Origin of the sequence: Streptomyces sp. NPDC016309, from assembly GCF_043077235.1 — a bacterium.
In the GTDB taxonomy this organism is placed as follows: Bacteria; Actinomycetota; Actinomycetes; order Streptomycetales; family Streptomycetaceae; genus Streptomyces.
The window spans coordinates 229,463-252,923 of sequence record NZ_JBIBSG010000005.1; the positions used below are offsets into that span (position 1 = coordinate 229,463).

Below are 23,461 nucleotides of genomic sequence, written 5' to 3' on the forward strand. Positions count from 1 at the left end.
GACGGCGGCCCAGATGAGGGCGAGGAGGAGCGCGGTGACGCAGAGGGCGATCACTGCGGCGAGGGTGTAGCCGGTCACGGTCGGGGCTCCTTGGGCTCGTCGAGGGCGGCGAGGACGTGGCGGCGGACGTCGTCGGGGCAGACGTGGTCGTGGTCGGGGTGGGGCTCGTGGCAGAACTCGTCGAGGGCGGCACGCACGCGGTCGAGGGCGGCCTCGGCGCGCTGCAACTCCGGGATGAGGCGCTGGACGTGCCGCTTGTTGCCCGCCGCGACGTGTTCGAGCGTCTCGATGCGGCGGTACAGGGCGTCGAGGGCATCGTCGGTGATGGTGTCGGCGGTGTGCCGGGGCGCGGCCGGCGCGGGGGAGGCGAACCCGATGCAGCCGCAGTGCTTCTCCTCGTCACCCGCCTGGCACCCGCTGCCGGGGCGGTGCCAGTTGTAGGGGTGGGGGCAAGCGGCGCACCGCGTGGACAGGGTGAGGATCGGCTGGCGGGTCACAGGAGGTCTCCCGTCGGGACGGTGGTGGTGTCGGCCAGGGCGTCCGGGCGGGCGCCGGGCGGGGTGCGGGCGCACCAGGGGCAGCCGGGCGCGGGCCGGTCGTGGTGGGCGCGGTGTACAGCGACGTCGTGCACGCAGTGCTCGGTGTGGGGTGCGATGGCGGCGAGGACGGCGCGGGCGATGGCGTCGCGGGTCTCGGGCGGGATCCACAGGCCGGCCGTGGTGACGGCGTCACCGACGGCCAGGTACGCGGCCTTGCGGCGTTGAACGGCGCGGCTGGTCATGGCCGGTGACTCCTGTCGGCGTGGCAGCGGGTGGGCCCGTGGACGATGCCCTGCGAGGCGTGCCAGAACGGGCAGCACGGGGCGTCCAGGGCGGCCCGGAGGTCTCGGACGGCCAACTCCTCGTCGTCCTGCTGGCGGGTGGCTACGTGGGCGCTGTGGGGCCTGGCGCGGCGCTCGGCGGCCCTGGCGGCACGGCGGCGGTCGCGGCGCGCCTCGGAGGCGAGGAGCGCCATGAGGACGACCGCGGCGGCGAGCATGAGCAGCGGGGGCGCGGCGGTCGCCCACCGGGCGGCGGTCACGACTCGTCCTCGGGAGCGCGGCGGATCCGAACGGGCGGGGACTTGGGCGGCAGCGGATCGTGCCGGTGCCGCCAGATATTCCAGGACAGGCGCGGCCGGACGAGGACGTGCACGGCGACCGTGAGCAGTTGCTGCGGCCGGGACTTGGTCCACTCGCCCATGAACGTCATGCGGCGCCAGACCCATGTGTCGAGGCGGTCCCAGGGGCGGAGCCGGCCGACGGTGTACCCGACGGCCAGCGCGGCGAGCAGCAGGACGGCGGTCACGACGCCTCCCCGTGGACCGTGGGCGGCTCGATGTGGTCGTCCGGCTCACACTTGGGCCCGTGCGTCGGGCAGGTGGCCGGCTGTGCGAAGCAGGGCGTTCGGCAGGACCCGCATGGGCAGTTGCCGACGGCGGTGGTCTGCTCGGGCATGTGCTGCTCCTTGTGCGCGTGGCGGGCGGTATCCGGATGTGGCGGGCGGTCAGGCGGCGTCGGTGGGGTGGCTGCCGGTGGTGGGGTCGCAGCCGAGGTGGGTGTCGTATCCGCGGTTGGCCCAGTCGGTGTTGAGGGGGGTTTCGCAGACGGTGCAGAGGGGGGTTGTTTCTGTTCCTGTGGGCGCCGTTCCCTCCCCGTCCCCCCTCCTAGAGGGGGGTGACGGGGGAACGGGGGGCGTTCCGGGCGTTCCCTCCGTGTTACCGGGGAACGTTTGACCTGCGGTTTTACCGTCCCTTGACCCGTTCCGGGGAACGTTCCCGGGGAACGTCTCCTGGACGGGGTCGGGGGAACGTTCCGGGGAACGCTTCGCGGCCCTCGCCTGGCGGGCTTTGACGATGCGGGAGACCTTGTCGGAGCCGGCCGGGATCTGGAGTTCGGTGAGCTTGGCGCGGACGATGCGGTTGCCCGCGTCGAGGGGGACGCCGGCGGCGTCGAGGCGGCTGATGATGTCCTGGTCGGAGCCGGGCGGGGCCTGCTCCGCGGTGTCGTAGGTGGCGATGACGTGGCGGGTCTGGCCGGGGAGGTAGCGGTCGCCGTCCTTGCGGGCCTGGCGGACGATGTGGAAGGTGTCGGGGCCGATGCCGGTGCGGGTGTAGGTGCGGCGGAGGAGGAGGTCCCCGCCGCCTTGGGCGCGGAGTTCCCATACGTGGTCGACGTCTTGGGTCTTGGCGGAGGAGCCGCGGGCGCCGCGGTCGGCGTCCTTGCCGGTGTGGTCGAGTCGGACGCTGCTGATGCCGGCGCGCTTGAGTGGCAGGAGGGTGTGCCGGTAGAGGTTCAGCCACGTGTCGGAGTCGTTCTCCGGGCCGCTGATGAACCGGCTGACGGTGTCGAGGCAGACGAGGCGGGCCTCGCACTCGCGGACCAGGGCGAGGAGGTCTTGGCCGCCGCCGGCGGTGTCGAGGGGCCGGATGGGCGGGAACGAGGCGTACGAGAGCAGTCCCATGCGGCCGGGCCCGGCGCCGTAGCTGGTGAACCGGTCCTGGATGTCCTGGTGTCCGTTCTCGGCGTCGACGTACAGCAGCGGGATCGGGTTCTGGGCGCGGTCGCCGAGGAACGGCTGGCCGGACGCCATGCGCCACAGCCACTCCTGGGTGAACAGGGACTTGCCGGCCTTCCCGTCGCCGACGATGGCGATTTGCTGGCCGGGGGCGAGGAGCCGGCCGGGCATCAGCTCGACGGCGCCGAAGTCGGTGGCGAAGAACGGGCCCCAGTCGAGGAGGGCTCCGGTGAGGTGAGTGGGGCCGGTGGCGCTGGTGCGGCTGGTCTCGTACTCGCGGTGCTTGTCGTCGAGCTCGTCGAGGACCTCGGGGTCGGCGGCGCCGGTGAGGATCGCGGCTTGCTTGGCGGTGGCGTGCTCGAAGTGTCGGCGCAGCCGGGCTTTCTTGGCGATCTGGTCGGCGAAGTGCGGGGCCATGCTGCCGGGGATGTAGTCGGCCCCGAGGTGGGTGATGAGGTTGCCGCCGTCGACTTCGCGGAGCCGTCCGGCTTTCTCGATCTCGGCGCGGACGGTGACGGGGTGGAGTGCTTTCCCTTCGGCGATCATCCCGCCGACGGTGTCCCAGATGAGGCGGATGGCGGGCTGGTAGATGTCGTCCCGGTTGATGACCTTGGCGCACTCCAGGTAGGCGGAGGCGTCGTGCATGATGACGCCGCCCACGAGGTTCTCGGCCTCGGCGTCGTGGGGTGCGCGTCGGGTGAGACCGTCGTGATCCGCCTGGTGCGGGAAGGGGCGGACGTTCTCCACGGGCGGGCTCCTCAGAACAGGGTCAAGGGGTCGGGCTCTGCCGGTGTGGGGCCGGGGCAGTGGTGGTCGGTGACGTGGGGGTGTGGGCACTGGGCGGGGTGGGAGGGCCCGGTCCAGCGGAGGCGGGGCGGGGTGTGGGGGCCGGCGCGGTAGAGGCACCAGATGAGCCGGTTGGGGGTGCGGGCGGCCGCCTGCTCGTCGGGGGTAAGGGGCCGGAGTTCGGCCGTGACGGTGAGGGCGGCGACGGTGCCGACGAGCTGGCGGAGGATGGGCGCGCGGCAGGCGGGGCAACGGGAGTCGTCGCCGCCTCGCCGTGCCGCGCGCCCGGCCATCAGTCCTCGTCCTCGCCGAGGTACACGCCGGCACCGGCGCGGAGCGCGTACTCGGGGTCACGCGGGTCGGTTTCGTCGAGGGTGCCGTCGGCGGTGCGGGCCTGGTACATGCGGCGCTGGACGTCGCGGAGGACGTTCTCCATGTCGGCGCCGCGGGCGGCCTCGGCGAACGTGACGCGGACCTTGACGGACGGGGCCTTGTCCTCGCTGGTCGCGGACCCGGTGTACTGCTTGGCGGTCAGTTCGACGATCGCCATGACGGTGCTGTCGGGGTTCTCGAACAGTTCGCGGCGCTGGTCGCGGGTGAGGCTCTCCTCGATCGCTCCGCCGAATCCGTCGAGCTTGATCTCGGGGACCTGGTCCTTGGGGAGTCGGGGCATCAGGCGGCCTGCCTTTCGGTGTGGGTGGTGGTGGCCGGGCACTGGGCCCGGTGGTCTTCGCGGATGGAGGCGATGAACCGGCGGACGGCCGCCGGCACGGGCTCCTTGGGGCGGACGGTGGGGAACTCGGCGGTGCCGCAGAGGAGGCACTCGAACCGGGCGCTGGGCAGGCGGCGCCAGCGGATGTGTCCGGCGCGGTCGCCGTGTTTGATCTCGCGGCCCTCGCCGAGGTCGACGAACAGGGCGCCGATGATGCGGGCGGTCACCGGGCCACCGCCGGGGCGAGCTGTAGGGCGGCCTGCTCGCCGATCCACCGCGTGTACGCGGGCGGGATGCACTCGCGGATCCCGTCCCGGTTCATCCACGGAACGCCGAGGTCATCCCGGGCGGCCTGGACGCCGGAGAAGTTCCCGACGTAGTGCGCCATCTCTCCCTCGCGGCGGGGGCGCCCCATCTTCGTGATGGGCCGGTCATGCCGCGGGTGGTGCGGCTGCTCCAGGGCCAGGCCGCCGCCGGTCTCGAAGTACCGGTCCCGGTAGGTGTTCAGCCCGAACATGAGGCCGCACAAGACGACCGGGTCGAGGAGGTGCGGGCGGGCGCCGGGCACGTTCTCGATGACCCACGGCCGGCCGGTGGCGTTGAGAGCGTCCCGGGTCGGCGCGATCAACATGGGGTGCTCCCGGCCCTGCAAGACCTGGGCGTCGGTGTAGCCCTGGCACGGCGGGGAGGTGGCGATCATGTCGTACTCGTCGCCGTGGGCCAGGATGTACGCGAGGGCGTCGCCCTGGATGAAGGGGAACGGGTAGCGCGGCTGGGGGGACAGGTCCACGCCGGTCACGTCGAACCCGGCGAGGTGGTAGCCCATGGACGCGCCGCCCTGGCAGCAGAACGCGTCGAGGAGGCGGAGCCCGTTGGCCGGGCGGTCGGGGAGGTTCACGCGGCGGCCCTCCGCTGGCGGAGCGGGCGCCGCTCCTTCTCCGACAGGCCGCCCCACACGCCGTACTGCTCGCCGTGGCTCAGCGCGTAGTCGAGGCACTGGACGCGCACCTCACACGCCATGCACGTCTCCTTGGCGGTCCGGGTGGACTCGCCCTTCTCCGGGAAGAAGGCGTCCGGGTCGGTCTGGGCGCAGAGGGCCTGGTCGAGGGGAAAGCCGGTCACCGGGCCACCGCCGGGATGGTCTCGGGCCACTGAACGCTCGTCAGTGCGCGGGCGTGCGTCGCCGGGACGTCGGCGACCGGGTAGCCGAGCCAGTGGGCGCCGAGGCACGCCATGGTGACGGCGTCGGCCTTGTCGTACCGGCTGGCCCCATCGCACTCGACACCGAACAGGCGGCGGACCCCGTCGCGAACTTCGCCCTTGCTGGCGCTGCCGTTGCCGGTGGCGTACACCGCGCGGACCTTCGGCGGGCACACCGCGTAAGGCAGGTCACGGCGCCACAGATCGTGGGTGATCATCCACCACAGCCCGCCGAGTTCGTGGTGTCCGGCCTGTGCGCCGTGCCCGAACGACGGGCCCTCGACGACGACGAGGTCAGCGCTCCGGACGCGGTCGGCGATCTCACAGCGCAGCCAGGACAGGCGCCGGTGTCCCTTGTGGCGCGACTTCAGCGCTTCGGCCCAGTCGACGCCGGCAACGCCGGTGGAGGTGAGGGACAGGTCCAGGCCGATGACGAGGGGCCTGGCCCCGGCCGCGGCCGGGCGGGTGGTCAGCCCGGCCGCGGGGGTCTGGAGGGTGAGTTGCGTCATGACGCGTCCTCTCGCTGGTGCGGGATGAGGGGCCACTCGGTGGGGCAGTGCGCGGCCGGGTCCTTCCGGCGCAGGTACTCCTGGAGGCTGGCGGCCTGCTCGGCGGCCCACCCGCGCTGCGCGCTGTGCAGCTCGTGCAGCTCGTACTGGGCGAGTTGCGGGAACCGCTGGCCCATGCGCCAGGCGACGCGGCACGCCGCGATGGCGTCGGCGTCGGCCGAGTGCGCGTCACCGATCGGCACTTGGTAGTGGGCGCAGAGGTCGACCAACTTGCGGGAGCCGCGCCGGTACCGGTCGTATGCCTTGTCGAGGACGTACGGGTCGACGACCGGGAAGTCGGCGGGCAGCGGGTCGAGGCCGTGGCGGCGGGCCTCGCGGTCCAGCAGCGTCAGGTCATACCGGGCGTTCATCGCCACGACCGGGACACCGCTGGCGATGACCTGCCCGAGCGCGGCGAGGATCTCGCCGACCGCCTCGGCCGCCGGCTGGCCCTCAGCGCGGGCCCGCTCGGTGGTGATGCCGTGGACCTTCGCGGCCTGCTCGGGGATGTCGACGCCCGGGTCGACGAGCCACGTGGCGGACGCCGTCGGCTGGCCGCCACCGCACTGGACGACGCACGCGGTGACGATGCGGTCCCGCTCGACGTCCACGCCGGTGGTTTCCAGGTCGAACCCGCACAGGCGGTCGGTGTGCCAGCTCACGAGCGCACCGCCTTCAGCGCGGCGAGGAACTCCCGCAGCCGGGCCGCGCTCGCCGTCGCCGGGCGCTGCCCGCTGTTCTGCTCGGCGAACTGCGCTTCCACCTGCTCGGTGGTCAGCCCCAGCGGGCCAGCGGCCGCGATGATCTGGAACCAGATGTCCTCGACGTCGTCGTCCCCGACGATCTCCGCGTCGACGGCGCCGTCCTCGTCCGGCACTGAGTCGTGGTGAGCAGGTGGCGTGTTCTGCGCAGCGGCCGGCTTGCTCAGTCCGATGGCCTTGATCTGCTCTTGGTAGGCGACCGGAGCGCCAGCGTTCTTGGCTGCCTGGAAGATGGCCAGCACCTCGCCCTGAGTGGCCGCCTGCTTCGCTTCCAGCAGGTAGTCCCTCGGAGGGCCCGCCGGGGCCGCGGCGGCCTCGATCGCGGGGCGCTCGCCAGCCGTGACGGCGGCCGGGGCGCCGGTGATCTGCCCCTCCATCAGCGCGGCCGGGGTGATCTCCACGTCCAGCGTCGGCACCATGAACCGGGCCGGGCCCTCCACCCGCTGAACGAGCTTCTCCTCCATCCCAAGCCACCCGGCGACGTACCCACCGGCCTGAGCCAGCAGCTCGGCGGCTGGCGGCAGTTCCACGGCGGCGTAGTAGCCCTTGGACACCAGGAGCCACTGCCCGAGCGCGGGGACGTCGCGGAGCATCACGTTCACGCGGGTGGTGATGGAGCAGTCCCGCCGCTCGGGGTTGCACATGCACGGCCGGTCGGCCTTGTGCTCGGTGACGCCGTCGCATCGCCGCTGGCACTTCGATCCGGCGTACAGCTCGTACCACTGGGACACGGCGTTCTGCGGCGGGATGAGGACGGGGAGGCGGTTGGTGGTGGAGTACACCTCGAACTCGGACGGCCCGCCGTTCGCGGGGGTCCAGGGCTGCACCTCCCCGCCGTACAGGGCGGCGACCGACGCGAGGATCTCCCGCGAGGGGGAGGTGAAGCGGAAGTGGTTCAGCTTCGCCGGACGGGTGTAGGCGGTGCCCTTCTTGGACACGCCGGACACGACGTGCCCGATGCGGATCTCGCCGAGCTGACGCATGCGGCGCTGGAGGTCGATGATGGGCATCAGGCGGCCCTCTCTTCGGTGGTGGCGGGCAGCGCGAGGGCCTCGCCGACAACGGACTTGGACAAGACCCGCTTGAACTCGGCGACCTGCTGAACGTGGAGGAACGCCTCGTACACGTCGTCACCGCACAGAAGCGGGTGCGGCCGATACCCCTCGGGCCGCAGGTGGAGCACGATGCCGGTGGAGTGCACGGCCGGCATCGGGACCTTCGAGCCGTCCCGCAGCCACGCCACCTCGGCGCGGCGGTACGCCGACATCTGGAGCCCGGCCTCGGGGTACACACCCTTCTCGTCGAGCTCGCCGCCCGTCTTGGTGTCGCCGATGAACAGCGTGTCGGCGGGCACCCGCAGCCGGTCGGCGATCGGGGCCGAGCGGAACAGGTAGTCGAGCTTCCCGGCCCACCCGTCGGCGAAGTTCCCTACGGTCATCTCCGACGCCTCGAACACGACGTCCCACTCGGCGACGAACTGGAGGAAGTTCTCCAGGTACGGCGCCATGTCGGGGTCGTTGAGCAGAGCCTCGGGCAGGGGCTCGCCCAGGACGTGGGCTTCCACCAGGTCGTGCACAGCGCTGCCGATGTCGCCGCGCTCGTCCTTCTTGCGGATGTGGCCCTTGCGGAGCCAGTCGTATGCGGCCTCCCGCTCGGCGGGCCGCAGGGAAGCGGAGACGAGCGAAGGAAGCGTGGCGAAGGCGTCGGCGGCGGTGAGGTTCGCCGCCCAGAACACCAGCTCCGGTTTCGGGTAGCCCTGGCCGAGGATGGTGGTGACGCGGCGAAGCTTCTGGCCGGTCTCGGGATCGCGGTACCAGCCCTGTGAGGGGCGGGGGATGCGGTCTGGGCCGGCGGCCGGGGCTTGAGCCCCGGCCGGCGCGGTCGTCGTCATGCGGCACCCGCTTCCCGCTGGTGCGGCACCGGCCGGGGCCGGACCGTCAGCAGCAGAGCGTGAGCCAGCCGGTTGACCTGCTCCTCGTACACCGGCAGGTGCCCCTCACCCGCCACCTCGGCGAGCAGCTCCTCGACGCGGGCGTCCCGCTCGTGCGCGGCGTGGGAGTCCGGGCCCTGGTGCGCGGCCTGCCGGGCGAGACCGGCCAGGTCGGTCAGCTCGCCGAGCAGCCCCTCCGGGTCCTCCTCGGCGGCCGACGCGATGCCGAGGATCACGGTGGCCAGGTAGTGCGACACGTCGAGTCGGGCGCCGCCGGGGGTGGCGTCGACGTGGATGCGGAACGGCCCGTCGACGGGCGTACGGTCGGTGCTCATCGGGTCTCCAGGTCGGAGTCGAGGTTGATGGCCAGCCACACCAGGACCAGGCCGACAACGGCGGTGAAGGGGTAGAGCCAGAGCCACATCACGACGCCCCCTTGGTCGGGTAGCGATCGGCGAGCATCTCCGCGGCCATCTGCGGCAGGTCGCGGGGCGTCCGGTAGTCGTGGTGGAGGGGCGACTCGTGCGGGTCCTCCAGCGGCGCAACCAGCGCGGCGGCCCCCGTCAGCGCGTACGGGATCGGCTCCGGAGCCGGCATGTACGGCAGCGGCACGCCGAGCACCTCGGCCACCAGCTCCCACGCCCCGTACTCCGCCCGCGCCGCCGCCAGATCGTTCGGCAGGCCCTCGGTGATGCACCGGTCACGCGGCAGCAGGTCCCGCACGCGGACCAACAGGCCGTCCAGCTCCGCAACCCGGGCCCGCAGCCGCGCGGTCTCCACCGCCGCCTCCGGGGACTGGAGCAGCCCCGCCGACTCCAGCGCGAACGCGGCCTGGGAGGACAGGTCGTACGCCGTACCGTGCTGCCACGCCTCGTCAATCACGCGCTTCGCGGCCATCGCGCCCCGGGACATCGTCATGCCGCACCGCCCATCGGGCGCAGCGGGCCGAACGCCAGCTCCAGCGCCCGCAGCGTCCAGGGGAACGACGGGCCGTCGCCCTGGTCCTCTGGTGCGGCCGGCGCCGGGCAGTGGAGCACCTGCTCCCCGTCCGCCGTCGTCTCGCCGGTCGGGTGCCACACGTCGCCGTCACGGTCGACGAGCGGGACCGGCTGCGCGGGGATGATGATGCCGGTGACGGCGCGCGTTCGCCGGTCCCCGGTCGGAATGTTCGTGGGTACAGTGATGCTCACGGTGAGCCTCATTTCTCGTGTGATGAGGTGATCCGGGGGTCGCTCAGGCCGGGAAGTCGGAGCGGCCCCGCGGCGTTTGATCAGCCGGTGCGTACGGCCATGCCGCGCGACGGCAGGGGGCGCAGGTGCGCCAGGGGGTGGGCGCCGGAGGCCGGCGCCGAGGCGATGGACAAGGGCCCCGTCGTCGGCTCGTGATGGGTCAGCTGGTCGATGCGCTCCAGGTCCGCCTCGGTGAAGACGACGCATCGGCCGCGCTTGGAGTGCGGCAGCCGCTTGATGTTGCGGCGCAGCCAGCGTTCTTCGACTCGCAGCGCCTCGGCGGCCTCGGGGTAGGTGTAGCGGCGCATCACGCCCCCGCCCCTGTCTTGTTCTCGTTGGGCTCGTCAGCCGGGACGGAGCGGCCGGTGGGCGCCCAGAGAACGAGCAGATCCACGCCTGTGACCTGGCAGATGCGCTGCGCTACCCGTTCGGACGTGGTGCGGGTCGTGCCGTTGAGCAGGTTCTGGATGGTGCCGTGGGAGACACCCACGCGGGCGGCCAGCTCACGCCCGGAAATCTCGACGCCGGCCCCGGTGCGCTCCATGATGAGCGCCAGTCGTTCCGGCTTGAACAGCAGGTATCGCTGTGCAGGGTCCATGAGTGCAGCCCCTTGACGCGTTGGCCAAATTCTTGGTCACTCACACACTGCCAGCGACTTGGTCAGTGTGTCCAGTTTTTTGGTCAACGAGTTTTCGTGATGATTCGGTCAAGGTGGGAGCGTGGGGTGGCGAGGGTTGGCTAAGTACCTAGACACTGTGACCATGAAGTAGGCCACGGTGGCACGCTGAGCTGGGGGTACCTCACTAGTGCCACAGTGGCCACATGGCCACCTCGCCATACAGGACCTGGAGACGGGGACACGATCATGACCGACGAGACGACCCGACCAACCGGCTCGTCGGGGAGGCGCACCGACCTCGCCGACCTCGTAAGGGCGCGCGTAGATGAGCTGGGTGTCAGCGTGCGGGCGCTCGCCGCTCGCTGCATCGACCCGGAGCCCGAGCTGCAACCCGCAGAGGAGCGCAACCATGGGCCGCTCTGGACGCGGGGAACCCTCCAGAACCTGATCAACGGTGAGCGGGTCAAGGCCCCCGGGGCCGCCGAGTTGCGCGCGCTCGCGGCCGGCCTACGCCTGAATGTCCGCTTGCTTCAAGATGCAGCTGCTGCACAGTATTTCGACCGCGATGCGGTGTATACCCCCGATGAGCGCGTGCGGACGATGATCTATCACTTTGAGGAACTCAGCGAAGAGGATCAGGTCAAAGTTCTACGCCTGATGGAGAGTTGGAAGAACACGTAGCCTGGCCGAAAACCGGTCGGCTGTAATCTTTCGCTTCCGCTTAGTGAAAAACGCCTGCCGCTTGTGCATGATGGTGCTCCGCCTGGGGGGCGGAACCTGGCGCTCCGCTGGCACGCCATTCGAACTGGCATGCCTTTTGCGGTGAGCGCCACAGGCACGGGAGGGTTGTACGCATGACCTACAAGGTGACCGAGGCTCGCTACCGCTTCGCCGAGGATGGCGAGATACCGCCGGGCCGTGTGGTGACCATCATCGATGAACCGGGCGTCACCACCGTGGTCGTACGCCCTGGCCATGCCACCTCGGCGTTCCTCGCCGCCATCCAACGAGAACAGACGTCCATGCTCGCCCTCGCTGAGTGGGTGCGGCTGGAGGACACCGCAGAGGCCACACACCACCCCGAGCGCCTGATCGAGGCCACTTGGCGCCTCGAGCCGGACCTGCCCACCGGCATCCTGTGCATGCCGCTCGAAGAGCCGGGCCGACACACCTGGCTGATCCGGCCCGGAGAGGCCAGCGAGGACCTGGTGCGGGAAATGAGCGACATGCTCACGCAACTCGTGCGCTCCGGGGTCTGGGTCCAGCGCTGGACCGACAGCGACACTCGTACCGGCATCTGAGGGGGGCCAATGCGCTACCGTTTCGCGGCCAGCAGCGACTACCTCGCCCCCGAGCAAGTCGCCAGCCTCTGCCCAGGGGCGAACTCCGACCTCCCCGTCGTGATCATCCGTCCGGGCCACGCCTCCCGCATCCTCATGGAGGAGATACAGCGCACGGGGCACAGCCGGTGGCAGCACCTGCCCGACTCCGACCGCGCCCATCCCTGCCGCATCGTCCACGCGGGCTGGCAGTTGATGCCCCCCGAGGCACTCCCCGGCGGCGCCGTGTGCGTGCCGCTCGAGAAGCCCGGCCGGGCCGAGTGGGTCATCCGCGAGGGACACGCCACACCGCTCCTCGTTGCCGAGCTGACCCTGCTGCTGACCCGCATGGTGCGTACCCAGGTGTGGGTGCCACGCGAGGCCGGTGGAGACGCCGGCCACGCGGTCGCCTGACCTACCCGACCGACCGCAGCCTCGAGCGGGGCGAAGGGGCCCCCATGGCGGCCTCCACGGCGGCAGCGATGTCGTCATCAAGGCCCTGCTCGAGGTGGCCGTACCGGTCGACCGTGGTCTGAATGCTCTCGTGACCCAGCCGGATCTGAATCGCCGGCAGCGGGATCCGAGATGCGATCAACCATGAGGCGTGAGTGTGACGCAGATCATGGATACGCGGCTTCTTCGGCAGCCCCTTCGCGACCGCCGCTGCCACCGCCGGCATCCACTTCCGGTTGTAGAAATTCGCGTGGCGCCACTCCCCGCCCATCGCCGCCCGGAACAGGAAGTCATCAGGCCGCCGACCGGTCGACTGGCGCCGCGCTACCTCAACCTGCGCGGGGGACAGGCGGAGCACCCGGCGAGCCTTCTTCGTCTTGGGCGGCCCCAGGTAGAACGCGCCGCCGGGCGCGCCCTTCTTGGCCTTCTTCCAGGCCCGCTGGACGCTGACTGACGGCCGTTCCGTGGTCAGGTTGAGGTCGCTCACCTTCAGCGCCGTTGCCTCGCCCCAGCGCATCCCTGTGCCGACGAGCCAGTCCGCCAGGTCCCGCGCATCGGGATCTTTGATCTCGGCGGCGATGCGCTGGTACTCGTCGCGCTCGAGAAACGTCATCTCCTCGTCGGTGTGGTCGTCCACTCGAGGCAGCTTGGTGCGCTTGCAGCAGTTGGCTGTCCTCAGCTGCGGCTCGGAGTCGATGGCGGCCTGGACGATGCAGAACATCAGCCCGTGGCGGTTCGCGATGCTCTTCGGGTCCGCCGGCCGCCGCAGCCACTTCTCCGGGTCGGCTGGGTCCGCTTCGCCTGCTTCCTCGATTCGGACCCAGTCGGTGACGTCGTCCTGGGTGAGGTTGCAGATCGTCGCCTCGTGCTCGCGCCCGGCGGCGTCGGTGTGCTTGAGGAGCGCCAGGTGGATACGGACCTCGCGGTGGTAGTCCTCGCGGGTCCGCTCATCGATGCCCGTGAGCCGGTCGACGTAGCGCGTCGCGTAGTCCGTGAACGGCACGTCCCCAGGGATCTGCGGCTCGTCCACGAACCCCTTGCCGCGCACCCACCCATGCGGCCACCGGTTGCCGTGCGCCTCAACGAGACCTTTGAACGTCTCGGCCGCGGGGCCCTCGCTGAAGTTCTCCGTCTGTACCCGCCCATCCTGGCGCCACCGCACCTGGAAAGTGCTGGTGCCGTCCTTCTTGGGCCGCTCCACGATGCTCGCCATGGGCAGACGATACGACCGGTTCAGCCGGTCTGTGTTCCCACGGTGTTCCCAAACTTCTGGGCACGACGAAGGGCTGACCTGTTTTCACAGGTCAGCCCTTGATCGTTCAGGGTGAGTAACGGGACTCGAACCCGCGACATCCTGGACCACAACCAGGTGCTCTACCAGCTGAGCTATACCCACCACGACCGGTCTTTTTCCCGACCGGCCGAGAAAAAGTGTACAGGGTCCGAGAGGGTGCTCGCTCCCGCCTTTCGGGCGGGCGGGTTACTCGGGCAGGACGTGGCGCGCGGCGATGCGCTTGGCGGTGTCGGAGTCCGGGCCGGGCTGCGGGACGAAGATCGCCTCGCGGTAGTAGCGCAGCTCGGCGATGGACTCGCGGATGTCGGCGAGCGCGCGGTGGTTGCCGGCCTTCTCCGGACTGTTGAAGTACGCCCTCGGGTACCAGCGGCGAGCCAGCTCCTTGACCGAGGAGACATCGACGATCCGGTAGTGGAGGTAGTCCTCCAGCGTCGGCATGTCGCGCAGCAGGAACCCGCGGTCGGTGGAGACCGAGTTCCCGCACAGCGGGGCCTTGCCGGGTTCCTTGACGTGCTCGCGCACATAGGCGAGGACCTGCTCCTCGGCGTCGGCGAGGGTCGTGCCGGCGGCGAGCTCGTCCAGGAGGCCGGAGGCGGTGTGCATCTGGCGCACCACGTCCGGCATGGTCTCCAGCGCCGCGTCCGGCGGGCGGATCACGATGTCCACCCCTTGACCGAGTACGTTCAGTTCCGAGTCGGTGACCAGCGCGGCCACCTCGATGAGTGCGTCGTCCGTCAGCGAGAGCCCGGTCATCTCGCAGTCGATCCACACCATGCGATCGTTCATGCGTCCTACCTTAGAGGGGCGGCCGCCCGGGGGACGCGCCTCGTACGGGCGCCCCCCGGGCGGCCGCCCCTCTCAAAAGGCGGTACGCCGTGTTCGTGACGTGGTCGCTACGGTGCGCTGCGCTGGCCCGGCAGGGCCGCCCTGCCGCCGAACGCGTCCGCGTGCGGCTTGCCGTGCTCCGCCGGGACGGCGGACGTCGCCGACGGGCCGGTCGCGGCGGAGGCCGCGGCCGCCCGCCTCGCCGCCGACGCCACCTGGGACGGCACCAGCGACTCCACGACGGCCGGCGGCCCCGACGGACCCGACGGGTCGCTCTGGGGACGACGGGCCCGGTAGGCGGCCCGGTACGCGGCGGGCGACGAGCCGAGCTGGCGGCGGAAGTGCCCGCGCAGCGCGACGGGGGAGCGGAAGCCGCAGCGGCCCGCCACCTCGTCGACCGAGTAGTCCGACGTCTCCAGCAGCCGCTGGGCCTGGAGCACCCGCTGCGTGATCAGCCACTGGAGCGGGGCCGACCCGGTGAGCGAGCGGAAGCGCCGGTCGAACGTCCGCCTGCTCATGTACGCGCGGGCCGCGAGCGTCTCCACGTCGAACTGCTCGTGGAGGTGTTCCAGCGCCCACGCGACGACCTCGGCCAGTGGGTCGGCGCCGATCTCCTCCGGCAGCGACCTGTCGAGGTACCGCTCCTGCCCGCCGCTGCGCCGGGGCGGCACGACGAGCCGGCGGGCCAGTGCCCCGGCCGCCTCGGTGCCGTGGTCCGTGCGCACGATGTGCAGGCAGAGGTCGATGCCGGCCGCCGTTCCGGCGGAGGTCAGTACGTCTCCGTCGTCGACGAACAGCTCCCGCGGGTCCACGTGGACCGACGGGTAGCGCTTGGCGAGCGTCGGCGCGTACATCCAGTGCGTGGTGGCGGGCCGCCCGTCGAGTAAACCGGCGGCCGCGAGCACGAACGCCCCGGTGCACAGGCCGACGATGCGGGCCCCTTCCTCGTGCGCGCGGCGCAGCGCGTCGAGCGCCTCGGCCGGTGGCGGCGAGGTGATCGACCGCCAGGCCGGTACGACGACGGTGCCGGCCCGGCTGATGGCCTCCAGCCCGTACGGCGCGCTGAGTTCGAGTCCGCCGGTGGTCCGCAGCGGTCCGTCCTCTCCCGCGCAGACGAGCAGCCTGTAGCGCGGAACTCCGGCGTCCTGGCGGTCAATCCCGAACACCGAAAGTGGAATCGAACTCTCGAAGATGGGGCCGCCGCTGAACAGCAGTACTGCGACGACCTCGCGGCGGCGCCGTCCGGACAGTTTGCGTCCGGTCTCCGGTGCGGCGGAGTCCTGGCTCATGACGCTAAGCCCCCCTCGGTGTTCGCGTCTCCTAGGTCCTGTCGCTCCTGCACGTTTCCCCTCGGTTTTGCACGAGTCCCCAGTCTTCGATAGTCATGATCGAATCTACTGTGTCCCGTGGCGCCGGAGTGACAAGTTCCGCATCCGGCACTATGTCGACAAGGCAACTTGGCGCGAAGCATTCGATCACGAAGCGTTCCACTCGCGGGGCCCGCAGGGAAGTGCGCCTCACGCGCATGGCCCATCCGCGTAGGGTGCGAGCCGCCCTCGCGGTCCTTTCTTTCCTGGTGACAAGGGGGTTGGCAGGCCATTCTGGCAAGGAATGGCCAGGTCGCCGAAGTTGGCTGAAAACATACGGGTGCGGATGTGCGAACACGTCAGTCTCCGGACGTGCGCCTCCCGTCGTGACGGCCTCCGCGGTACGCCCCGGCCCCGGATCGTGAGTGCCGGCCGCCCCGCTGTGGGACGGTCCGCCGCCGGTTCTCCTCGGCCGCCCGTTCCGGGCGGCGCAGCAGCATCCGGCACGCGGCGGTCACGGCGGCCAGCCCCACGGCGGTGCCCGCCGAGCCCCCGACGGAGGTGCCGTACACCAGGAGCACCACCGGTACCAGGGCGCAGCTGAAGGCGGCCCAGCGCACCACGTCGCTCGCCGACTCGGACGCGGAGGACGGGGCGGGCGCGGGCGGGCGTACGGGCACGGATGCTCCCTGGGGCTGCGGTATGACCGGTCGGACCGAGTGGCCAACGACAACCGGCCGCCCCGGTCACTGCCCCCCGCGCCCGGATGGCGGGCCCCGGGGCGGCCCGGCCGGGGTCGCTCGCCGGTACGCGGAGGCCGGGGGTGCGCGGGCGCGGGCCGGCGCGCAGGGGCGCACAGGGGCGCGGACGGGCTCCACCGGGTACCGGTCGGTCGGCATGATAAACGCCCCTGTCGAGCCCCCCGGAAGGTTCCGGCCGCGCGCCCCTCCCGCTGCCGGGCCCCCGGCAGGTCGCCGTTCCCGCACGTGAGCGGCCGGGCCGGAGGCGAGGGGTGCGCGACGGGGCGAGGACGGTGCGATGGAGGCGAGGGCGGTGGGGCCGGGGCCGGGCCGGTGGCATGGCGGCCGGGGCGGTGGCGCGGTGGCGGTCGGGGTACGGCGGGTGGGCCCGCACCGGCGCGGGGGGCAGCCGCCCCCGGCTCCCGCCCCGGCTCCCGCCCCGGCTCCCGCCCCGGCGCACCCGGGCGGGGCCCAGGCTCGGGCGCGGCGGGGGCGGACCGCTGTAAGGGGCATCCGGCATTGCCATACCGGGCGGGCTCGTGCATGCTCCCTGGAACGCCGTGTGACCGCCGCGGCAGGGTGGCGGGCACTGGGCAGTGGAGGAGTGTCGCCGTACCCTTGGGGGTATGGGGTGGGGAAGAGGTTTCCCGGACAGAGCTCCCCCGCGAACCGTCGTACCCCTGCTCCCTCCCAAGAGGACCTTCTTCGCCGAGACACCGATGGCCGGTCACGAAATCCCTGAACCCGCGGACCGCAGGCAGGTCGCCGACTCCCCGGTCGACCCCCTCGCGGCGGACGAGACACGCCACTCCTGCGATCCCGCGTTCCGGCACGGAGTGGTCGTCGGCTTCGACGGCTCGACCTCCAGCGAGCGGGCGCTCGCGTACGCCATCGGCATGGCCCGGCGCTCCGGCTCCGGCCTGATCATCGTGCACGTGGCGAACCGGCTGCCCACCACCGTCTGGGCCGGCTGCGAGCCGCCCGTCTTCGTCGACGTGCCCGACCACCGCACCGAGGTGCTCGGCCTGGAGCTGGCCTGCGCGGACTACCTCTCCGAGGTGCCGTGGATCCTCGTGGAGCGCGGCGGTGACATCTGCCACGAGCTGGAGGAGGTCGGCCGGGAGTACTCGGCCGACGCCATCGTGGTCGGCTCGACGCACGGCCTCGTCGGCCGTGTCTTCGGCTCGGTCGCCGGACGGCTGGCGCGGCGGGCCCAGCGGCCGGTCGTCGTCATCCCCTAGTCCGCGGTCCGCGGTCCGCAGTCGGCAGTCCGCCGTACCCCCCGGACCCCGTCGCCCCTCGGGACCCCTTCGCCCCTCAGGCCCCCTTCGTACCTCGGGCCCCCGTCGTCCCTCGGCTCCGCCGTTGGTCCGCGGCTCCGCCGTCTTCCGGCGGTGATACGGCGTCAAATCCCCTTGCGCCAGGCCGGATAAAGGCCCTCGGGAGGTGGATTGCGCGCTTGTGAAGGGTATATCCGGAGGGCTGGGAAGCAGTACGACCGCACATGAGCTTGAAGGGAGCCCGCCGTGGACAACGACGTCTCCGCGGGAAGCGCCGGAAGCACCGGCTCCACCGCCTCCACTCTCGGCCACCTCGCACTCGGCCTGACGCTGCTGGCGTTCGGCATCGGCGGCGCCGGTGTGATCGACGGCGTCACGGCCGCGGACGCCGCGGCACTGGCGACCTGGGTCGGCGGAGTCGCCCTGTTCGCCGCCGGACTGTTCGCCCTGCGCGAGGGCGACGGCCGCACCGGCACCGCCTTCGCGGGCCTCGGCGCCTTCTGGTTCGCCTGGGGCACCGGCGTGGGTGCCGGGACATCGGCGAAGGCCGGCGGGCTGTTCCTGGTCCTGTGGGCGCTGCTGGCGCTGAGCATGACGGCGGCCGCCTCCGGCGGCGGGCCGCTCGGGCAGGGCGTGTACGGGCTGCTGACCGTCTCCCTGCTGCTCTCCGGCATCGGCGCCTTCGCCGACGCCTCCGTGCTCGGGCGGATCGGCGGCTGGACCGCCGCGGTCGCGGGTCTCGCCGCCTGGTACGGCGCCACCGCGTCGCTGGCGAAGTGGCCGACGTTCGCGGGGCGCGCCGCGGGCCGGGGTGTGACGGCCACCGGCTGAAGCGGCCACAGGGGCCGGTGCGGGGGCGGCACCGGCCGTACGGAAAGGGGCGACCCCCGGCGCGTTGATGGCACGCGCCGGGGGTCGCCCGCGTCCGGGACTACTCCACGGTGACGGACTTGGCCAGGTTGCGCGGCTTGTCGATGTCCCGGCCCAGGGCCAGGGCCGTGTGGTAGGCGAGGAGCTGGAGCGGGATGCCCATGAGGATCGGGTCCAGCTCGTCCTCGTTCTTCGGGACGATGATCGTGTGGTCGGCCTTCTCCTGCTCCTGGTGCGCGACCGCGAGGATCCTGCCGCTGCGGGCCTTGATCTCCTCCATCGCGGCCCGGTTCTTCTCCAGCAGGGAGTCGCTCGGGACGATCGCGACGGTCGGCATGGCCGGCTCGATGAGCGCCAGCGGGCCGTGCTTGAGCTCGGAGGCGGGGTACGCCTCGGCGTGGATGTAGGAGATCTCCTTGAGCTTCAGGGAGGCCTCCAGGGCGACCGGGTAGCCACGGACGCGGCCGATGAACATCATCGACTTGGCGTCGGCGTACTCGGCGGCGAGCTTCTTGATGTCCTCCTCGCCCTGGAGGATCTCCTGGATCTGCGCGGGCAGCTTGCGCAGGCCCTCGATGATCCGCTTGCCGTCGGCGACCGACAGGTCGCGGATACGGCCCAGGTGCAGGGCGAGCAGCGCGAAGGCGACGACCGTGTTGGTGAAGCACTTGGTGGACACCACACAGACCTCCGGGCCGGCGTGCACGTACACGCCGCCGTCGGCCTCGCGGGCGATGGCGGAGCCCACCACGTTCACGACGCCCAGGACGCGGGCGCCCTTGCGCTTCAGCTCCTGCACGGCGGCCAGCACGTCGTACGTCTCGCCGGACTGCGAGACGGCGATGTACAGGGTGTCGGGGTCCACGACCGGGTTGCGGTAGCGGAACTCGGAGGCCGGCTCGGAGTCGGCCGGGATGCGGGCCAGGCCCTCGATCAGCGAGGCACCGATCAGGCCGGCGTGGTACGAGGTGCCGCAGCCGAGGATCTTCACCCGGCGGATGCCCCGGGCCTCGCGGGCGTCCAGGTTGAGGCCGCCGAGGTGGACGGTGGAGAACTTGTCGTCGATGCGGCCGCGCAGGACGCGGTCGACGGCGTCGGGCTGCTCCGAGATCTCCTTGTGCATGTACGTGTCGTGGCCGCCCATGTCGAACGAGGCGGCCTCCCACTCCACGGTCTCGGGCGTGGCGGTGGTCAGCGTGCCCGACGTGGTGTAGGTGCGGAACTCGTCGGCCTTGAGGGTGGCCATCTCGCCGTCGTCGAGGGTGACGATCTGGCGGGTGTGGGCGATCAGCGCGGCGATGTCGGAGGCGACGAGCATCTCCTTCTCGCCGATGCCGAGGACGACCGGGGAGCCGTTGCGGGCGACGACGATGCGGTCGTTGAAGTCGGCGTGCATGACGGCGATGCCGTACGTGCCCTCGACGACCTTGAGCGCCTCGCGGACCTTCTCCTCCAGGGTCTCGGCCTGGGAGCGGGCGATCAGGTGGGTGAGGACCTCGGTGTCGGTCTCCGAGGCGAAGACCACGCCCTCCGCCTCCAGCTTGGCGCGCAGCTCGAGGGCGTTGTCCACGATGCCGTTGTGGACGACCGCGACCTTGTTCTCGGGGTCCATGTGCGGGTGCGAGTTCACATCGCTGGGGGCGCCGTGGGTGGCCCAGCGGGTGTGGGCGATGCCGGTGGTGCCGGTGAAGCGCTTGGGGACACGGGCCTCCAGGTCACGGACCCGGCCCTTGGCCTTGACCATCTTCAGACCGGTGGACTTCGGGCTGGTGATCACCATGCCCGCCGAGTCGTACCCCCGGTACTCCAGCCGTGCCAGACCCTCCAGCAGCAGCGGAGCCACGTCACGCTTACCGATGTAACCGACGATTCCGCACATAAAGTGTTGCCCCTCCGAATGATTGCGGGTGTGTGCCCGGTCCCGGGCGCTCTCAGCCGTAGACGATGCGGCGCAGCTGCCGGAGCGAGAGCTCCGGTGGCGCCACGGCGCGGTGCGGCAGTTCGGCCGCGATGCGCTCGAAGATCGTGGAGTTCACCTCGCCGCCGGACTGGAGCTCGCGGTGGCGGCGGCGGACGAACTCCTCCGTCGTCTCGTCGAAGTACGCCAGCACGTCGAGCACCACCCGGGCGGCCTCACCGCGCTGGAGCGCGGTGCTGCGGACCAGGTGGTCGATGAGGTCGTCGTGCGACGGGCGGTGTTCGAGCACTCGTAGATATTGAAGGACGGGCATACGGATGGCAACATTCCTGCCCGATATCGGGCAGGCTGTTGTCCTTTTTGGTCAGAGTTGCTTGAGAACGGCCTGTTTGGCGGCGGTGAACTCCTCCTCGGTGAGGACGCCGGTCCGGTGCAGATCGCCCAGCTCCCGCAGCCGCCGCAGCAGGACGTCATGGTCGGCGGCGGCCGTCGGTTCCGCCGCCGGCGCCGCCGGCACCGCCGGGGCGTTCGGGTGCGGCAGCCGGGCCACCACGGCCGCCCCGGCCAGCGCCATCAGCGGGTCCTTGCGGAAGCCGAACAGCTCCACGGCGTGCGGGTCGTACTTGGGCGCCGGGAGGGAGGCCGCCGTCCCGGCCCCCACCCGGAAGCGCAGGTAGCCGTTCTCCAGCCCCGAGGCCGGCAGCCACTCCACGCCCCGCACGTCGGCCAGGGCCAGGGTGCGGTCGCCCGCGGAGGACTTGGACTCCTCCGTCTTCCAGTTCCACTCCAGCCGGACGCGCTCCCCGTCGAAGGTCACCGTGCCGTCCCCCGCGCCCACGGTGATCGGCAGGGCGGGACCGGGGAGCAGGTACGTGTCCACCGGACCGGTCCCCACCTGCTCCAGCAGCAGCGCGTGCCGCACCTCGTCCACGAAGTACTCCGCCACTCCGCTGCGGTCGTTGGCCACCGCCAGCCGGTACGGGTCGGACCCCTCCGGCAGCCTGCCCCCGGCGACCTGGAGCAGGGGATCGGCGCCGTCCCGCAGCCGCAGCCGCAGGCGCCCCGCCTTCTTGCCCGGTTCGAACGAGATCCCGGCCAGTGCCTCCAGGGGCACCACGACTTCGCCGAGCGTCCGGCGCAGCAGACCCACGCTCTTGTCGCCGCCCGGCACGACGCGTATGACGTCCCCGTCGAAACTCCAGGTCCCGTCCTTCTGGATGATTTCCGTCATGCCGAGGATTCTGGCACCGCGCGACGACGACCCGTCCCGAGGGCACCCGGTACCGGCCCGGGAGGCCGCCCCGGAAACGGTCCGCGCCTTGACCGGCACCGGGGCGCGCGGTACGGATGGGGACCGTTACGTTGCACCGGCCCCACAGTCGCGACGCCCCGTGAAGGGATCCAGCCTGTGAGAGTGAGACAGCACGCGACGTCCTCCCGCCTCCGCCTCCTCGGCCCGCTGCTGCTCGTGATCGCCACCGGGATCGCCGGGACCGGCGCCGCGCCCGGCGGGACCCCGCCCGGCGAGGCCCCCGCCGCACCCGCCGCCGCGCCCGGCGTGCGGCCGCTCGGCGACGTCGTGCCCGTGCCCGCCTCCGTACGCCCCGGCGGCGGCCCGTACACCCTCACCGCCCGCACCCGGATCCGGGTGGACGCGGGCGCGGCCGGCGCCCGCCGTGTCGCGACCTACCTCGCCGAGGTGCTGCGGCCCTCCACCGGCTACGCCCTGCCGGTCACCGACGACGACGGCACCGGCGGCATCCGGCTGCGGCTCAGCGGCCGCGAGACCGCGCTCGGCGACGAGGGCTACCGGCTGGAGTCCGGCCCGAGGGGCGTCACCCTCACCGCCCGCGAGCCCGCCGGGCTCTTCCACGGCGTCCAGACGCTGCGCCAGCAGTTCCCCGCCGCCGTGGAGAAGGACACCTGGCAACCCGGCCCCTGGCAGGTGGCGGGCGGCACGATCACCGACACCCCCCGCTACGGCTACCGGGGCGCGATGCTCGACGTGTCCCGGCACTTCTTCACGGTCGGGCAGGTCAAGCGCTATATCGACAACCTGGCCCTGTACAAGATCAACAAGCTGCACCTGCACCTCAGCGACGACCAGGGCTGGCGCATCGCCATCGACTCCTGGCCGCGCCTGGCCCGACACGGCGGCTCCACCCAGGTCGGCGGCGGGCCGGGCGGCCACTACACCAAGGACCAGTACCGCGACATCGTCGCGTACGCCGCCTCGCGCCACCTGGAGGTCGTGCCCGAGATCGACATGCCCGGCCACACCAACGCCGCGCTCGCCTCGTACGCGGAGCTCAACTGCGACGGCGTCGCCCCGCCCCTCTACACGGGCACCGAGGTCGGCTTCAGCAGCCTGTGCGTGGGCAAGGACGTCACGTACGACTTCGTCGACGACGTCGTCCGCGAGCTGGCCGCCCTCACTCCCGGCCGGTACCTCCACATCGGCGGCGACGAGGCGCACTCGACCGGCCACGAGGACTACGTCGCCTTCATGGACCGGGTCCAGGCGGTCGTCGCCGCGTACGGCAAGACCGTCATCGGCTGGCACCAGCTCACCGGCGCACGTCCCGCCGACGGCGCCCTCGCCCAGTACTGGGGCCTGGACGGCACGTCCGGTGCCGAGAAGGCACGGGTGGCGAGCGCCGCGCGCAACGGCACCGGGCTGGTCCTGTCGCCCGCCGACCGGCTCTACCTGGACATGAAGTACACCAAGGACACCCCGCTCGGCCTGTCCTGGGCCGGGTACGTGGAGGTGCGGCGGGCCTACGACTGGGACCCGGGCTCCTACCTTCCGGGCGTCCCCGCGGCCGCCGTCAGGGGCGTCGAGGCGCCGCTGTGGACGGAGACCCTCTCCACCGACGCCCACCTCGACACGATGGCCTTCCCCCGGCTGCTCGGGGCGGCGGAGCTGGGCTGGTCCCCGGCCGCCTCGCACGACTGGGAGGCGTACCGGCAGCGGCTCGCGGGCCAGGGCCCGCGCCTGGAGGCGCTGGGCGTCGGCTTCCACCGGTCGCCGCAGGTGCCGTGGCGGACCCGGTGAAAAAGCCGGGGCGCCGGACGGAGGACCGTACTCCGTCCGGCGCCCCGGCCGGCCCGTGGG

At 71.9% G+C, this 23,461-nt stretch carries 33 protein-coding genes and 1 tRNA gene; 6 read left to right on the forward strand and 28 right to left on the reverse strand.

Annotated elements, in window-relative coordinates:
* Nucleotides 1-74: 74 nt before the first annotated feature.
* From ACF068_RS14650 to ACF068_RS14745, 20 genes are all read right to left on the reverse strand, one after another.
* Complete coding sequence (locus tag ACF068_RS14650; protein ID WP_392274587.1) at nucleotides 75-497, reverse strand: hypothetical protein; 423 nt, start codon at nucleotides 495-497, stop codon at nucleotides 75-77.
* Nucleotides 494-781, reverse strand: a complete 288-nt coding sequence (locus ACF068_RS14655) for a hypothetical protein (protein WP_392274588.1) — start codon at nucleotides 779-781, stop codon at nucleotides 494-496. The genes ACF068_RS14650 and ACF068_RS14655 overlap by 4 nt, the downstream gene beginning before the upstream one ends.
* On the reverse strand, nucleotides 778-1,080 hold the full coding sequence (locus ACF068_RS14660) for a hypothetical protein (RefSeq protein WP_392274589.1): 303 nt from the start codon (nucleotides 1,078-1,080) through the stop codon (nucleotides 778-780). The genes ACF068_RS14655 and ACF068_RS14660 overlap by 4 nt, the downstream gene beginning before the upstream one ends.
* Nucleotides 1,077-1,346, reverse strand: a complete 270-nt coding sequence (locus tag ACF068_RS14665; protein WP_392274590.1) for a hypothetical protein — start codon at nucleotides 1,344-1,346, stop codon at nucleotides 1,077-1,079. Before ACF068_RS14665 ends, ACF068_RS14660 begins: the two co-directional genes overlap by 4 nt.
* A complete protein-coding gene (locus ACF068_RS14670; protein WP_392274591.1) occupies nucleotides 1,343-1,495 on the reverse strand; it encodes a hypothetical protein in 153 nt (50 codons plus the stop codon). The genes ACF068_RS14665 and ACF068_RS14670 overlap by 4 nt, the downstream gene beginning before the upstream one ends.
* A gap of 49 nt (nucleotides 1,496-1,544) precedes the next feature.
* Nucleotides 1,545-3,302, reverse strand: coding sequence for an AAA family ATPase (locus ACF068_RS14675; protein WP_392274592.1), 1,758 nt, complete (start codon nucleotides 3,300-3,302; stop codon nucleotides 1,545-1,547).
* Between the two features lie 11 nt (nucleotides 3,303-3,313).
* Nucleotides 3,314-3,634, reverse strand: a complete 321-nt coding sequence (locus tag ACF068_RS14680; protein ID WP_392274593.1) for a hypothetical protein — start codon at nucleotides 3,632-3,634, stop codon at nucleotides 3,314-3,316.
* On the reverse strand, nucleotides 3,634-4,014 hold the full coding sequence (locus ACF068_RS14685; RefSeq protein WP_392274594.1) for a hypothetical protein: 381 nt from the start codon (nucleotides 4,012-4,014) through the stop codon (nucleotides 3,634-3,636). Before ACF068_RS14685 ends, ACF068_RS14680 begins: the two co-directional genes overlap by 1 nt.
* The gene (locus ACF068_RS14690) at nucleotides 4,014-4,280 is read right to left on the reverse strand and encodes a hypothetical protein (protein WP_392274595.1); all 267 of its coding nucleotides are present in this window, start codon (nucleotides 4,278-4,280) and stop codon (nucleotides 4,014-4,016) included. The genes ACF068_RS14685 and ACF068_RS14690 overlap by 1 nt, the downstream gene beginning before the upstream one ends.
* Nucleotides 4,277-4,879, reverse strand: a complete 603-nt coding sequence (locus ACF068_RS14695; protein WP_392274870.1) for an SAM-dependent methyltransferase — start codon at nucleotides 4,877-4,879, stop codon at nucleotides 4,277-4,279. The genes ACF068_RS14690 and ACF068_RS14695 overlap by 4 nt, the downstream gene beginning before the upstream one ends.
* A gap of 68 nt (nucleotides 4,880-4,947) precedes the next feature.
* The gene (locus tag ACF068_RS14700) at nucleotides 4,948-5,205 is read right to left on the reverse strand and encodes a WhiB family transcriptional regulator (RefSeq protein ID WP_392274596.1); all 258 of its coding nucleotides are present in this window, start codon (nucleotides 5,203-5,205) and stop codon (nucleotides 4,948-4,950) included.
* Entirely contained in the window at nucleotides 5,172-5,762 is a 591-nt protein-coding gene (locus tag ACF068_RS14705) for a hypothetical protein (RefSeq protein WP_392274597.1), read from the reverse strand. The genes ACF068_RS14700 and ACF068_RS14705 overlap by 34 nt, the downstream gene beginning before the upstream one ends.
* Nucleotides 5,759-6,463, reverse strand: coding sequence for a 3'-5' exonuclease (locus ACF068_RS14710; RefSeq protein ID WP_392274598.1), 705 nt, complete (start codon nucleotides 6,461-6,463; stop codon nucleotides 5,759-5,761). The genes ACF068_RS14705 and ACF068_RS14710 overlap by 4 nt, the downstream gene beginning before the upstream one ends.
* Nucleotides 6,460-7,572, reverse strand: a complete 1,113-nt coding sequence (locus tag ACF068_RS14715; protein ID WP_392274599.1) for a hypothetical protein — start codon at nucleotides 7,570-7,572, stop codon at nucleotides 6,460-6,462. Before ACF068_RS14715 ends, ACF068_RS14710 begins: the two co-directional genes overlap by 4 nt.
* Complete coding sequence (locus ACF068_RS14720) at nucleotides 7,572-8,453, reverse strand: hypothetical protein (protein ID WP_392274600.1); 882 nt, start codon at nucleotides 8,451-8,453, stop codon at nucleotides 7,572-7,574. The genes ACF068_RS14715 and ACF068_RS14720 overlap by 1 nt, the downstream gene beginning before the upstream one ends.
* On the reverse strand, nucleotides 8,450-8,827 hold the full coding sequence (locus ACF068_RS14725; RefSeq protein ID WP_392274601.1) for a hypothetical protein: 378 nt from the start codon (nucleotides 8,825-8,827) through the stop codon (nucleotides 8,450-8,452). The genes ACF068_RS14720 and ACF068_RS14725 overlap by 4 nt, the downstream gene beginning before the upstream one ends.
* Nucleotides 8,828-8,915: 88 nt before the next feature.
* Nucleotides 8,916-9,410 carry a hypothetical protein gene (locus tag ACF068_RS14730; protein ID WP_392274602.1) on the reverse strand — a complete coding sequence of 165 codons (495 nt, stop codon included), beginning with the start codon at nucleotides 9,408-9,410 and terminating at the stop codon, nucleotides 8,916-8,918.
* Complete coding sequence (locus tag ACF068_RS14735) at nucleotides 9,407-9,682, reverse strand: hypothetical protein (protein ID WP_392274603.1); 276 nt, start codon at nucleotides 9,680-9,682, stop codon at nucleotides 9,407-9,409. Before ACF068_RS14735 ends, ACF068_RS14730 begins: the two co-directional genes overlap by 4 nt.
* An 80-nt stretch (nucleotides 9,683-9,762) precedes the next feature.
* Entirely contained in the window at nucleotides 9,763-10,029 is a 267-nt protein-coding gene (locus ACF068_RS14740; protein WP_392274604.1) for a helix-turn-helix domain-containing protein, read from the reverse strand.
* Entirely contained in the window at nucleotides 10,029-10,319 is a 291-nt protein-coding gene (locus ACF068_RS14745; RefSeq protein ID WP_392274605.1) for a helix-turn-helix domain-containing protein, read from the reverse strand. The genes ACF068_RS14740 and ACF068_RS14745 overlap by 1 nt, the downstream gene beginning before the upstream one ends.
* A 267-nt stretch (nucleotides 10,320-10,586) precedes the next feature.
* On the opposite strand from ACF068_RS14745, the gene ACF068_RS14750 reads away from it, so the two are divergent.
* The 3 genes from ACF068_RS14750 to ACF068_RS14760 all read left to right on the forward strand — a co-directional run bounded on the left by ACF068_RS14750 (nucleotide 10,587) and on the right by ACF068_RS14760 (nucleotide 12,073).
* The gene (locus ACF068_RS14750; RefSeq protein ID WP_392274606.1) at nucleotides 10,587-11,021 is read left to right on the forward strand and encodes a hypothetical protein; all 435 of its coding nucleotides are present in this window, start codon (nucleotides 10,587-10,589) and stop codon (nucleotides 11,019-11,021) included.
* Nucleotides 11,022-11,194: 173 nt separating this feature from the next.
* A complete protein-coding gene (locus ACF068_RS14755) occupies nucleotides 11,195-11,641 on the forward strand; it encodes a hypothetical protein (RefSeq protein ID WP_392274607.1) in 447 nt (148 codons plus the stop codon).
* A 9-nt stretch (nucleotides 11,642-11,650) separates the two neighbouring features.
* Nucleotides 11,651-12,073, forward strand: a complete 423-nt coding sequence (locus ACF068_RS14760) for a hypothetical protein (protein ID WP_392274608.1) — start codon at nucleotides 11,651-11,653, stop codon at nucleotides 12,071-12,073.
* Nucleotide 12,074: 1 nt separating this feature from the next.
* Here the strand turns inward: ACF068_RS14760 and ACF068_RS14765 are convergent, their stop codons facing one another.
* The 5 genes from ACF068_RS14765 to ACF068_RS14785 all read right to left on the reverse strand — a co-directional run bounded on the left by ACF068_RS14765 (nucleotide 12,075) and on the right by ACF068_RS14785 (nucleotide 16,218).
* Nucleotides 12,075-13,325 (reverse strand): tyrosine-type recombinase/integrase, encoded by a 1,251-nt coding sequence (locus ACF068_RS14765; RefSeq protein WP_392274609.1) that lies wholly within the window; start codon nucleotides 13,323-13,325, stop codon nucleotides 12,075-12,077.
* Nucleotides 13,326-13,435: 110 nt separating this feature from the next.
* Nucleotides 13,436-13,508: transfer RNA gene (locus ACF068_RS14770), tRNA-His, on the reverse strand.
* Nucleotides 13,509-13,592: 84 nt separating this feature from the next.
* Entirely contained in the window at nucleotides 13,593-14,192 is a 600-nt protein-coding gene (gene orn / locus ACF068_RS14775) for an oligoribonuclease (RefSeq protein ID WP_392274610.1), read from the reverse strand.
* A 107-nt stretch (nucleotides 14,193-14,299) separates the two neighbouring features.
* On the reverse strand, nucleotides 14,300-15,520 hold the full coding sequence (locus ACF068_RS14780; protein WP_392274611.1) for a helix-turn-helix domain-containing protein: 1,221 nt from the start codon (nucleotides 15,518-15,520) through the stop codon (nucleotides 14,300-14,302).
* Nucleotides 15,521-15,897: 377 nt separating this feature from the next.
* Nucleotides 15,898-16,218, reverse strand: a complete 321-nt coding sequence (locus tag ACF068_RS14785) for a hypothetical protein (protein WP_392274612.1) — start codon at nucleotides 16,216-16,218, stop codon at nucleotides 15,898-15,900.
* Between the two features lie 779 nt (nucleotides 16,219-16,997).
* Here ACF068_RS14785 and ACF068_RS14790 point away from each other — a divergent pair.
* A complete protein-coding gene (locus ACF068_RS14790; protein ID WP_392274613.1) occupies nucleotides 16,998-17,519 on the forward strand; it encodes a universal stress protein in 522 nt (173 codons plus the stop codon).
* Between the two features lie 285 nt (nucleotides 17,520-17,804).
* Nucleotides 17,805-18,389, forward strand: a complete 585-nt coding sequence (locus tag ACF068_RS14795; protein ID WP_392274614.1) for a GPR1/FUN34/YaaH family transporter — start codon at nucleotides 17,805-17,807, stop codon at nucleotides 18,387-18,389.
* 100 nt (nucleotides 18,390-18,489) lie between these two features.
* Here ACF068_RS14795 and glmS read toward each other — a convergent pair whose 3' ends face one another.
* The 3 genes from glmS to ACF068_RS14810 all read right to left on the reverse strand — a co-directional run bounded on the left by glmS (nucleotide 18,490) and on the right by ACF068_RS14810 (nucleotide 21,577).
* Complete coding sequence (glmS, locus tag ACF068_RS14800) at nucleotides 18,490-20,307, reverse strand: glutamine--fructose-6-phosphate transaminase (isomerizing) (protein WP_392274615.1); 1,818 nt, start codon at nucleotides 20,305-20,307, stop codon at nucleotides 18,490-18,492.
* A gap of 52 nt (nucleotides 20,308-20,359) precedes the next feature.
* Nucleotides 20,360-20,635, reverse strand: a complete 276-nt coding sequence (locus tag ACF068_RS14805) for a hypothetical protein (protein WP_392274616.1) — start codon at nucleotides 20,633-20,635, stop codon at nucleotides 20,360-20,362.
* Nucleotides 20,636-20,710: 75 nt separating this feature from the next.
* On the reverse strand, nucleotides 20,711-21,577 hold the full coding sequence (locus ACF068_RS14810; protein ID WP_392274617.1) for a DUF4429 domain-containing protein: 867 nt from the start codon (nucleotides 21,575-21,577) through the stop codon (nucleotides 20,711-20,713).
* A 183-nt stretch (nucleotides 21,578-21,760) separates the two neighbouring features.
* Here ACF068_RS14810 and ACF068_RS14815 point away from each other — a divergent pair, with 183 nt between their 5' ends.
* Entirely contained in the window at nucleotides 21,761-23,401 is a 1,641-nt protein-coding gene (locus ACF068_RS14815) for a beta-N-acetylhexosaminidase (protein WP_392274618.1), read from the forward strand.
* The last annotated feature ends 60 nt before the right edge of the window (nucleotides 23,402-23,461 follow it).

Bases quoted from the DNA above. Each gene is read 5' to 3' on its own strand.
- ACF068_RS14655 (WP_392274588.1), bottom strand. From the start codon at position 781: ATGACCAGCCGCGCCGTTCAACGCCGCAAGGCCGCGTACCTGGCCGTC.
- ACF068_RS14670 (WP_392274591.1), bottom strand. From the start codon at position 1,495: ATGCCCGAGCAGACCACCGCCGTCGGCAACTGCCCATGCGGGTCCTGC.
- ACF068_RS14680 (WP_392274593.1), bottom strand. From the start codon at position 3,634: ATGGCCGGGCGCGCGGCACGGCGAGGCGGCGACGACTCCCGTTGCCCC.
- ACF068_RS14685 (WP_392274594.1), bottom strand. From the start codon at position 4,014: ATGCCCCGACTCCCCAAGGACCAGGTCCCCGAGATCAAGCTCGACGGA.
- ACF068_RS14695 (WP_392274870.1), bottom strand. From the start codon at position 4,879: ATGGGCTACCACCTCGCCGGGTTCGACGTGACCGGCGTGGACCTGTCC.
- ACF068_RS14705 (WP_392274597.1), bottom strand. From the start codon at position 5,762: ATGACGCAACTCACCCTCCAGACCCCCGCGGCCGGGCTGACCACCCGC.
- ACF068_RS14715 (WP_392274599.1), bottom strand. From the start codon at position 7,572: ATGCCCATCATCGACCTCCAGCGCCGCATGCGTCAGCTCGGCGAGATC.
- ACF068_RS14720 (WP_392274600.1), bottom strand. From the start codon at position 8,453: ATGACGACGACCGCGCCGGCCGGGGCTCAAGCCCCGGCCGCCGGCCCA.
- ACF068_RS14725 (WP_392274601.1), bottom strand. From the start codon at position 8,827: ATGAGCACCGACCGTACGCCCGTCGACGGGCCGTTCCGCATCCACGTC.
- ACF068_RS14730 (WP_392274602.1), bottom strand. From the start codon at position 9,410: ATGACGATGTCCCGGGGCGCGATGGCCGCGAAGCGCGTGATTGACGAG.
- ACF068_RS14740 (WP_392274604.1), bottom strand. From the start codon at position 10,029: ATGCGCCGCTACACCTACCCCGAGGCCGCCGAGGCGCTGCGAGTCGAA.
- ACF068_RS14745 (WP_392274605.1), bottom strand. From the start codon at position 10,319: ATGGACCCTGCACAGCGATACCTGCTGTTCAAGCCGGAACGACTGGCG.
- ACF068_RS14750 (WP_392274606.1), top strand. From the start codon at position 10,587: ATGACCGACGAGACGACCCGACCAACCGGCTCGTCGGGGAGGCGCACC.
- ACF068_RS14755 (WP_392274607.1), top strand. From the start codon at position 11,195: ATGACCTACAAGGTGACCGAGGCTCGCTACCGCTTCGCCGAGGATGGC.
- ACF068_RS14760 (WP_392274608.1), top strand. From the start codon at position 11,651: ATGCGCTACCGTTTCGCGGCCAGCAGCGACTACCTCGCCCCCGAGCAA.
- ACF068_RS14765 (WP_392274609.1), bottom strand. From the start codon at position 13,325: ATGGCGAGCATCGTGGAGCGGCCCAAGAAGGACGGCACCAGCACTTTC.
- orn (WP_392274610.1), bottom strand. From the start codon at position 14,192: ATGAACGATCGCATGGTGTGGATCGACTGCGAGATGACCGGGCTCTCG.
- ACF068_RS14780 (WP_392274611.1), bottom strand. From the start codon at position 15,520: ATGAGCCAGGACTCCGCCGCACCGGAGACCGGACGCAAACTGTCCGGA.
- ACF068_RS14790 (WP_392274613.1), top strand. From the start codon at position 16,998: ATGGCCGGTCACGAAATCCCTGAACCCGCGGACCGCAGGCAGGTCGCC.
- glmS (WP_392274615.1), bottom strand. From the start codon at position 20,307: ATGTGCGGAATCGTCGGTTACATCGGTAAGCGTGACGTGGCTCCGCTG.
- ACF068_RS14810 (WP_392274617.1), bottom strand. From the start codon at position 21,577: ATGACGGAAATCATCCAGAAGGACGGGACCTGGAGTTTCGACGGGGAC.